This window comes from Fulvivirga aurantia, assembly GCF_009711475.1.
GTDB lineage: Bacteria > Bacteroidota > Bacteroidia > Cytophagales > Cyclobacteriaceae > Fulvivirga > Fulvivirga aurantia.
In genome coordinates this window covers 1-10,124 of the sequence record NZ_SMMD01000836.1, presented here as the reverse complement: position 1 = coordinate 10,124, position 10,124 = coordinate 1, and the positions used below count along the sequence as shown (strand labels likewise).

General features: G+C 39.4%; 9 protein-coding genes and 1 pseudogene. 6 read left to right on the top strand and 4 right to left on the bottom strand.

From position 1 onward, the window contains the following. Positions 1-1,209: homoserine dehydrogenase (locus E1176_RS12190; protein ID WP_155210912.1), on the top strand; the 1,209-nt coding region annotated here is incomplete at its 5' end. On the opposite strand, the gene E1176_RS12185 is transcribed toward E1176_RS12190, so the two are convergent. Further along, the gene (locus E1176_RS12185) at positions 1,187-2,674 is read right to left on the bottom strand and encodes a choice-of-anchor I family protein (RefSeq protein WP_155210911.1); all 1,488 of its coding nucleotides are present in this window, start codon (positions 2,672-2,674) and stop codon (positions 1,187-1,189) included. The two genes, E1176_RS12190 and E1176_RS12185, sit on opposite strands and share 23 nt — an antisense overlap. 182 nt (positions 2,675-2,856) lie before the next feature. Here E1176_RS12185 and nqrF point away from each other — a divergent pair, with 182 nt between their 5' ends. The 3 genes from nqrF to E1176_RS12170 all read left to right on the top strand — a co-directional run bounded on the left by nqrF (position 2,857) and on the right by E1176_RS12170 (position 6,229). Further along, positions 2,857-4,161: an NADH:ubiquinone reductase (Na(+)-transporting) subunit F gene (nqrF, locus tag E1176_RS12180; RefSeq protein ID WP_155210910.1), complete on the top strand. Its 1,305-nt coding sequence runs from the start codon at positions 2,857-2,859 to the stop codon at positions 4,159-4,161. A 157-nt stretch (positions 4,162-4,318) separates the two neighbouring features. Next, on the top strand, positions 4,319-5,479 hold the full coding sequence (locus E1176_RS12175; RefSeq protein ID WP_155210909.1) for a formimidoylglutamase: 1,161 nt from the start codon (positions 4,319-4,321) through the stop codon (positions 5,477-5,479). A gap of 6 nt (positions 5,480-5,485) precedes the next feature. Continuing rightward, positions 5,486-6,229, top strand: coding sequence for a DUF6503 family protein (locus E1176_RS12170; protein ID WP_155210908.1), 744 nt, complete (start codon positions 5,486-5,488; stop codon positions 6,227-6,229). A 14-nt stretch (positions 6,230-6,243) separates the two neighbouring features. Here E1176_RS12170 and def read toward each other — a convergent pair whose 3' ends face one another. From def to E1176_RS12155, 3 genes are read right to left on the bottom strand one after another with little or no spacing between them, the layout of a single operon-like run. After that, entirely contained in the window at positions 6,244-6,804 is a 561-nt protein-coding gene (gene def, locus E1176_RS12165; RefSeq protein WP_155210907.1) for a peptide deformylase, read from the bottom strand. A 46-nt stretch (positions 6,805-6,850) separates the two neighbouring features. After that, on the bottom strand, positions 6,851-7,270 hold the full coding sequence (gene ruvX / locus E1176_RS12160; RefSeq protein ID WP_185152776.1) for a Holliday junction resolvase RuvX: 420 nt from the start codon (positions 7,268-7,270) through the stop codon (positions 6,851-6,853). Further along, positions 7,271-8,023 carry a hemerythrin domain-containing protein gene (locus E1176_RS12155; protein WP_155210906.1) on the bottom strand — a complete coding sequence of 251 codons (753 nt, stop codon included), beginning with the start codon at positions 8,021-8,023 and terminating at the stop codon, positions 7,271-7,273. Positions 8,024-8,167: 144 nt separating this feature from the next. Between E1176_RS12155 and E1176_RS12150 the strand changes: the two genes are divergently transcribed. Then, complete coding sequence (locus E1176_RS12150) at positions 8,168-9,796, top strand: S41 family peptidase (RefSeq protein WP_185152775.1); 1,629 nt, start codon at positions 8,168-8,170, stop codon at positions 9,794-9,796. Positions 9,797-9,798: 2 nt separating this feature from the next. Continuing rightward, positions 9,799-10,124, top strand: a pseudogene (locus tag E1176_RS12145) (homogentisate 1,2-dioxygenase); the annotation flags it as partial.

Here is a 10,124-nt window from a genome sequence, read left to right as displayed (position 1 = left end):
GGTTATGGCTGTGTTGGTCAAGGATTTGTACAGCTTCTCAAAGATAACCCATCAGTTGATGCAGAGATATCGAAGGTTTGTGTAAAGCATAAGAATAAAGCCCGACCCGGCCTTACCGGTGAGGTAGTATACGAGCCTGACTTAATTTTAGACGATGCTGAAATCTCAATTATTGTAGAACTGATAGATGATGCTCAAGCTGCTTTTGAGATAGTCGCCAAAGCAATCAGGCAAGGCAAAAAAGTGATCTCTGCCAATAAAAAAATGATTGCTGAAAACTTAGAGGTTTTGGAAGAATTGCAAAAAGAGTTTGATGGCAGAATTCTTTACGAAGGAGCAGTTTGCGGTAGTATTCCTATAATAGGTAGTTTGCGCAACTATTACAGATATAGCAATATCATTTCAATTAATGGAATATTTAATGGCTCTACCAATTATATCCTCACAAAAGTAATTGACGAAAAACTCAGCTATGAAGAGGCTTTGCAACAAGCCAAAGAAAATGGTTTTGCAGAAAGTGACCCCTCGCTTGATGTAGGTGGTTATGACCCTTCGTTTAAGCTGAGTATCCTAATACGCCATTGCTTTGATACCATAATTGATCCTGATGATATTTTGAGAATAGGTATTGAACAAATATCTAAGGCTGATGTAAAATTCGCTGAAGAGAATAGCCTTAAAATAAAACTGATTGCTCACGCTGAAATTAGCAATGGATTGATACGCGCCAGGGTCACTCCTCAATTTGTTGATTCGAGCAGTCAATATGCTTCCGTAGAGGCTGAATATAATGCCGTGGAAGTTTCTAGCGAGGCTTACGGGCAGCAGTTATTGGTAGGCAAAGGCGCTGGTAAGTTACCCACAGGGCTAGCTGTTCTTTCCGATGTAGCAGCCTCTCTCAATTCTAGTTTTAAGCTTGAGGAGAAGCGCAAGGCACAAGTTGACAAAACTCAATTTATAGAAGTATATGTTGGCTATGACTCTACAATTAAAATCGACTGGTCATATTTCTCTTCGTTAAAAGAAAAATACATAGGCCATAATTACTCTCACACGATCGGGCTTATTAACGTAAAAGAGCTTTCTAAATTTGCTTATAAATATCCCGAGGCGAGTATTATATTGACTTCGGGACAGGAAAAGGAAAATGGATTATCAAGGCTGACTTACAACAATACAACCGTAACTACTCAGGTTGGTATAACTTGATTTTACCATCAACCTCAGAGCTTACGATAAGTAGGCTGCGGGAATTAGGGCTCTGCGCTTTATTTATAAAGAGCACCCCTTCTGGCCCAATTCCGGTTTCCAATACCTGGAGAAATTTTGGTGACTTTGGTGTAGTCAGGTCATATGAGATAATTGCGTTTGCTCTTTCTAAAGCGACAAAGGCAATTGGCGTTTCACCTACTTTACCCACAACCACTCCCTCAGGTTCAATGCCTTTATCATCACTACGGTCATCGTCATACAAATCAGAATTAGCTATGATATCTGTATCAATCTGGTTATGACTGTCAGCTATCAACTCACCCGTTTCTGCATTCCAAATACTAAATGACCTGGTTCCGTAAGTATAAAGCTCATCAAAATCTCCATCCCCATCGGTATCGCCCATGGTTGTGGTTACAAACAATCTCCCCAAAGAGTCGCAAAGTCGAATATGACTGCTCTGCGGAAATGCCGCAGAATCAAGTGTTAATTCACTCACCCGGGCACTTTCGCTGTAGCTTGGTAAATATCTGGAGTCGCCTTCATTGGCGGTAATAAGATAAGTTGTGTCGTTTATAGAAAATGAAGCAATAGCATCCGGTTGATACATACCGAATATCGGCCAATTTTTGATGTTTATCTCATCATTATCACAAACATCTATGGCATTGCCCTCTGCCTGATAATCTTTAAAGCCTAAAGGAAAAATATCTATTACAGACCTTTTGTCGATATCTACTTTGGCAATACCATTGTTTTCCTGCAGCGTGACCCATGCGTATCTGCTGTCTTGAGAAATTGTAAGGTACTCAGGCTCTATATCTTGAGAAAACCCAGCCTCAGGGCCGTAAATTCTAAAACCGGATGCGGTCAATTTTTCTAAATCGCCTTCTCGCTCATCAAAATTAATAGTCTCCACGTTATAGTTCTTTACATCGATGATGGACACAGAACCTTCCGGGTCATTAGCGTAAGTAGGGTCTGGCTCTCCTTCATTAGCAGTAAGAATGTATTTACCATTCGGTGAAAAAGCGACCATATCAGGCATGGCGCCCACGGTGATCTCTGCTTCTCTTTCAAAGTCAGTGGTTCTAAAAACAAACACTTTTCCCTCATCCTGCAGGTCAGTTGCTGATACTGCCACGGCCAATTTTTTGTCAATTACCGCAACGCTGTTTATGGTGAGTGGTTCGTCAGGCCATGGCTTTAAAAGTATATGACCTACAGCCTCTGGGTTGTCAGGATCAGACAGATCGATGATATCTACCCGGTTGCCTTTAGCATTGTTAGACACAAAAAGGCGTTGTGTTTCTACATCGTAAGCCGATATCTCTGCGGCCAACATGCCGCCCTCAATGTTTACCTCTCCTACTTCTACAAAACCGTCTGCTTTCTCAACAGGAGCTTCTACCTGCTGGCAAGCCACTAAAAATGACAGGGCCGTAATCAATTGAATCTTCATGAACCAGATTATCAGAATTTTGTTTTACTACAAAGGTAATTGATACTGCGTTTAAATTAAGCTTACTTATTCGTTAAGAAACTCAAATTTTATCCTATTGATTATCAATTTATACATTTACTAAATATATTTGTAGGCCCATAAAAATGGGCGAATTTTTAGTTGTAAAAACATTTATTTCAATGACTTCAGTTGTTATTACTTCAATCGCAGCATTTACCCTGGTAATCTTGCTGCTAGTTTTTATACTCCTCTTTGCACAGTCTAGACTAGTGCATTCGGGTCCGGTAAAAATCTTTGTGAATGGTGATGAGGATAACCCGATCGTAGCTACGGCAGGATCGACACTTCTTTCTACACTTTCTTCTCAAAAAGTATTTTTGCCTTCTGCCTGTGGTGGGGGTGGTACTTGTGCCATGTGTAAGTGTGTAGTTGAAGAAGGTGGTGGAGAAGTATTACCAACAGAGGTTGGTCACCTAAGCCGTTCTGAACAAAAAGAAAATGTGCGTCTATCTTGCCAGGTAAAGGTGAAAGAAGACATGCATATTAAAATACCAGAAGAAATCTTCGGTATTAAGAAATGGGATTGCGAGGTAGTATCTAACTACAACGTATCTACATTTATCAAAGAATTTGTAATGAAGCTACCAGAAGGCGAAACTTTAGATTTCGAAGCTGGTGGTTATGTGCAAATCGATGTACCTGTGTGTGAGGTGAAGTTCTCAGATATGGATATCGCTCCTAAACCTGAGCTTAACCACCCTGACAATGTATTCCAATCTGATTGGGATAATTTCAAAATGTGGGATTTGGTAATGAAAAACGATGAGCCAATTTACAGAGCTTACTCAATGGCCAATCACCCTGCAGAAGGTAACATCGTAATGCTAAACATTAGAATTGCTACCCCACCTTGGGATAGAGATGCTGGTAAGTTTATGGATGTAAATCCTGGAATTTGCTCTTCTTATGTATTCTCTAGAAAGCCGGGCGACAAAGTAACAATATCAGGACCTTACGGTGAGTTTGCTATTAACCCTACGCAGAGAGAGATGATTTACATCGGTGGTGGTGCTGGTATGGCTCCTTTAAGAGCTCAAATCTTCCACTTATTCCACACAGAAAAAACTAACAGAAAAGTTTCTTACTGGTACGGAGGTAGATCTAAGAAAGAGTTATTTTATACCAATCACTTTAGAAAAATAGAAGATGAGTTTCCTAATTTCCAATTCAACATTGCGCTTTCTGAGCCATTGGAAGAAGACAATTGGAAAATAAAGAAAAGTCTTGACGATAAAGATGCTGATGGTTATACAGGATTCATCCACCAGGCTTTATACGACAACTATTTAAAAGATGTTGAAGAGCCTGAAGAAATTGAGTACTACCTATGCGGACCTCCTTTGATGAACGCTGCGGTATTAAAAATGCTCGATGATATGGGTATACCACCAGAAAATATCAGATTTGATGACTTCGGTGGATAAGCCATTAAGTTATTAAAATATCATGCCCTGAGTGTAGTTACATTCAGGGCTTTTTTTATAAATCTATGTCACACCACAGGCCAAAAACCTGAAGTGCTGAATAGTTGCTTGTTGCTTATATTCTAAACCCGTATTTTAGATTAAATTAATCAACAACATGGATCTAAAGATATTCTTCTCTCCGCTCGATGCGGATATCTTCTCACATATAAAACACTCCAATAGTTTTTATAAAAGCATAAAAGTAAATACTGAAGCGATGCCCGATTACGAAGGGGCAGACATAGCCATAATCGGTATTGAAGAAGAGCGGGGCACCGTATCTAATAAAGGCACAGGTAAAGGTGCTATGGAAATTAGAAAAAAGCTTTATCAGCTAAAAAAAGGGTATGGCTCATATAAAATTATAGATCTTGGAACGCTCAGAAACGGTATCGATCTTGATGAAACATATGGCAGGCTAAGTGAAGTTTGTCATATACTCATAGAAAATAATGTATTGCCAGTGGTTATCGGTGGCTCGCACGACCTAAGCTATGGGCAATATACTGCTTATGAAAATATGGATAAGCTGATCACTTTGCTCAATGTAGATGCTTACTTAGATATGGAGGAGGGCGTAAGTCAGCCAGCCCATGAACAGCATATTCATAAGATTTTGCTTCACGAGCCTAATTTTCTTTTCAATTATAGTCACCTGGCTTACCAAAGCTACCTCATCGACCAGACTGCTATCAATATTTTAGAAAAACTATACTTCGAAGCCTATCGTATAGGTCACTTAAGGTCTAATATGCAAGACATGGAACCTATCATACGGAATGCTGACATGTTGAGCTTCGACATTACCTCAATAAAGTCAAGCGATGCTCCCGGCAATGCCAAGAGTCAACCTTTTGGCTTAACTGGTGAGGAAGCTTGTCAGATTTGCTGGTATGCCGGGCTTAACGAAAAGTTAAGTAGCGCTGGCTTTTATGAGTACAACCCACAGCATGATGATGAGAATAAGAAAACTGCCTCTGTTGTAGCCACCATGATTTGGTATTTCATTGAAGGTTTTTACCACCGTAAGAACGAGCAAAACTTCAAGAATAACGACTATTTGAAGTTTGTTGTTTCTATGCCATCTGAGCCGGAAACGCTTAGCTTTTACAAAAGTAAACTCAGTGAGAAATGGTGGATGGAAGTGCCTTTTCCGAGAGGTAAAGAAAAATACGCTCGTAATTGCATCATCCCATGTAGTTATTCAGATTATCAGAAAGCAACAAATGGAGACTTACCGGACCGATACATCACTACACATGCCAAATTGATTTAAACTAATATGAAGAGTCTATATACGATATTACTTTTTGCGTTACTACTCTCAGCCTGCAATCTTGAAACAGAAGATCCGCAGGAGATTGTTGATGCCGCCATGAAAACTGCCGGTAGTGAAAACATCAACAATACTGAAATCGAATTTATTTTTAGAGATACAGAGTATGGCGCCCAACACACTGATGGCAAATTTGAGTATGTAAGAATTTTTAAAAACGACAACTCAGATTTGGTACGAGATGAATATACCAACGATGGTTTCACTCGTGAGATCAATGGCCAAGCTGTGAGTGTAGCAGATACCATGGCCACTAAATACTCAAATTCTATTAACTCTGTTATCTATTTTGCACTACTACCCTACGGGCTGAACGATGATGCCGTAAATAAAATCTACCTGGGTGAGAAAGAGATTGATGGAAAGATGTATCATAAAGTAGAGGTCAATTTTGATGAAGAAGGAGGCGGAGAAGATTTTGAAGATGTATTCATTTACTGGGTAAACAAAGAATCTAAAAAAGTAGATTACCTGGCCTATGAGTACCACACAGAAGGTGGAGGCATGCGCTTTAGGGTAGCCTATAACGAGCGACTTATCAATGAAATCAGATTTGTAGATTATATCAACTACAAACCGAAAGAAAAGATAGAATTAACAGCTATTGATGATGCCTTTATGAATGATGGACTGGAAGAACTCTCAAGAATAAAGCTTGAAAATATAAAGGTCAATCCTATTACAGATTGACCTCTATTAACTTCTTATTTTTTTACAGGAACGGCCACTCGATAGTCGACCTTCATTTTGCCTTTGGTAATATTGGTGAGTTTTCCTTTTAGCATACGCTTTTTAAGTGGCGATAGATAGTCGGTAAAAAGTATACCCTCGATATGATCGTATTCATGCTGGATGATACGGGCCTTTATACCACTAAATTCCTCTTCGTGCTCTTCCCAGTTTTCATCAAAATAATGAATGCGAATGGTTTCTTTTCTGAAAACCTCCTCTCTTATGTTCGGAATGCTTAAGCACCCCTCTTCAAAACCCCATTCCTCTCCGGTTTCATCTATGATTTCAGGGTTGATAAATACCTTTCTAAAATCAGACATGTCTTCGTCCTCATCTTCCATTGGTGTGCCATCGACCACAAACATGCGAATGCCTTTGCCAATTTGAGGTGCTGCCAGACCTATACCGTGAGCACCTTCCATGGTCTCAAACATATCTTCACTCAATTCTTTCACATCAAGCTCACCCTGCTCAATATCACGGGCTTTTTTCTTTAGCACCGGATCGCCATATACTACTATCGGATAGATCATATCTGTTTAATACTTCAATTTAAAAGAATAGCAAAATTAAGAATTTTTAGAGAGAACCGTGGCTTTCGAGATAGGATTGCAATATTAAAGCAGCACTTACTTTATCAACGTTTTCTTTTTTCCTTCTGTCTTTCTTCTTCATACCACCGGCAATCATCGCATCCAGTGCCATTTTACTCGTATAGCGCTCGTCTTCCTCAACTATATTTACTGAAGGAAATTTTTCTTTCAACTTTTTGATAAGATTTCTAACCGCAGCAGTAGCATGTGTATCCTGATCATCCAACGTTTTAGGCATACCGACTACCACTGTTTCTACTTCTTCTTTAAGCAGATAGTCTTTAAGAAATTGTAATAGCTTGGGAGTCTGAACAGTCTCCATGGGTGAGGCTATGATTTTAAGCGGGTCAGTAGCAGCTATTCCGGTTCTTTTAAGACCGTAATCTAAGGCAATAATTCTTCCCACTTAGTTAAGCTTGATCTTACTTTGAAATTTCAATATGGCCTCTTTTTCTAATTGGAGCGCCTTAGGAAACAACACTTCATTTTCTATGCGAGCATGAGTTTTAAGGTCTTCTTCCAATGTTTGGAGCTCTGAGTAGATGACCTTTATCGGCAGGCTGGCACCCTCGACCAACTCATAATCATTAGTAATATTTCTAATGCCTCTCATCTCATCGTCATGCTGCTCGTGCTCCATGGCAAATTTTTGAAGCGAGTTGTTCTCCATCTTCCAGTACATTACAGATGGATTTCCTCCTCCATTTAAATAATCATTTAAAGACGCTATGTAGCTAAACAGCGTATCTTCTTCTTCATAAATATGGTGAATGAAGTCCTCAACGAACAAAGGGAAAACGAACTTTAAATCTTTGGCAATAGCCGTGTAGTAATCTTCAGCTTTCAGTGATGAATTCTTAATCAATTGCGCCAGATAAGGTAGCTTCTGTTTTATGAATATGAAGTGTGTATGCTTTAAATACTCAATGATGAGATCTATCGGATACTCCTGTAAGGCCAAAAAATCACCCGGACCGGAGTTTGGATCAGCTTCCAGTTTTTTTACAACCATTTTTACATCCAACCCTTTTTCGATGCAGGCTTGCTCCAATGTTTCTTCCGAATAATCAAAGAAAGAAATGCCGAAGTAGTAAAGCACCGAGGCGTTTACGTAGTTATTATCTACAATGTCCGCTATTTTTTTCTTGTTGAAGCTCAAGGTTGTAATCTTCCGTTATTGTAAATATATAAATTTATTGCCCTCAAAGTATCTGCTGGTCAACAAATATCATTGGCCTATCGTTATACTTTTAGATTATGTATAAATTTATACGATTAAGAGGCTAAGAAAAAATTAAGCATTGTGAAAGAGCATAATAACACCAAATTACAAATCCGTCTACCCCTGTTTATTGCTATGGGGCTCGCTGCTGGCATACTCATCGGTTTTACTTTTGCCGATACTTCTCCAGTGCAGGGAGACCTTAGTGGAAACGTACAAAAACTTAAAGAAGTACTCACCCTTATTGATCGGAATTATGTGGATGAAGTGAATACTGATGAATTGGTAGATAATGCTATCGATCACATGCTTAAAGAGCTCGACCCTCACAGTAGCTACATAACTGCTGAAGAAAGAATAAGAGCAAATGAGAGCTTGCAGGGCAACTTTGAAGGTATAGGTATAGAGTTTAACATATTTAAAGACACAATTGTAGTAGTATCTCCGTTAAGTGGCGGCCCCAGTGAAGCTGTGGGTGTGCAATCCGGTGATAAAATTATAAAAGTAGATGGCAAAACAGTGGCCGGTGTCGGGTTTACCAATAGCGATGTACAGGACCACTTAAAAGGGCCTAAAGACACAAAAGTAAAAATTACTGTCCTCAGAAAAGGTAAAAGTAAGCCTATCGACTTTGAAATTATAAGAGATAAAATCCCTCAATTCTCGGTAGATGCCAGCTATATGATTGATGATGAGAAAGGCTACATCAAGGTCAGCAGATTCTCAGCAACTACATATGAAGAGTTTAAAGAAGCACTTGTTGATCTGAAAGATCGAGGTATGAAAAAACTTGTGCTTGACCTTCAGGGCAACCCTGGTGGATATATGAATCAAGCCATTAAAATGGTAGATGAGTTTCTTAAAGATGACCAGCGCATTGTATACACACTTGGCAAACAGGCAAGGTACAACACTCAGGCTGTTTCAGACCAAAAGGGCCTCTTTGAAAAAGGTGAATTGATTGTATTGGTCAATGAAGGTAGCGCATCTGCCAGTGAGATTGTTACGGGTGCCTTACAAGACAATGATAGAGCCCTTGTGGTTGGTCGTAGAACGTTTGGCAAAGGTTTGGTTCAGGCACCTCTGGATCTCAGCGATGGATCGGAATTGAGACTTACAATATCAAGGTATTATACACCTAGCGGCAGATCAATACAGAAGCCCTATAGCGATGAGTCTGAGTATGCACGCGATCTCATGGACAGATTTAATCATGGTGAGTTTTTTAGTGCTGATAGCATAAAATTCAATGACTCATTAAAATACGAAACTAAAAGTGGTCGTGCCGTTTATGGTGGTGGTGGTATCATGCCAGATTACTTTGTCCCTCTTGATACTTCACAAACTTCGGCATATCTCAACCAGCTTTTTACAAGCAATGCCATGCAGGAGTTTACCTTCAACTTTGTAGCTGGTAATAAGCAGCGGTTAGAGTCGATGAGCTATGATGAGTACTACAATAAATTTGATGTAACGCGCGCCATGTTAGATGAGCTCGTAGCTATCGGCAAAGACAATGGCGTAAAATCAAACAGAGCAGATTTAAATAAAAACAGAGACCTTTTTGAGCTACATATGAAGGCGCAAATCGCCAGACAGATTTGGGACAACGATGGATTTTACCCTATCTTCAACCAAACAAATGAAATATTACAGCAAGCTGTAAAAATGTTTGACAAAGCAGAAAACCTAGATAGAACCAAGTTTTAAATATGTATTACCACACTTTAGGTGAAATACCCCCGAAAAGACACATTCAGTTTAAGCAACCAGATGGTGAGTTATATAAGGAAGAGTTGGTGAGTTCGAGAGGCTTCTCGGGCATTTACTCTAACCTGTATCACACCTACCTGCCTACTAAGATAAAAAGCTTAAAAGAGCCTGTTGCTTTTGGTAGTGAGATAGCCAAAGATTATGGCCTTAAACAAACGCATCTGGACACCTCCAAAATTGGCATTACAGGTGATTGTTTTTTATCTGGAAGAAAAGAATTGCTTAAAAACAATGAGTGCACTATCTCACTTTGTAGACCAAAAAA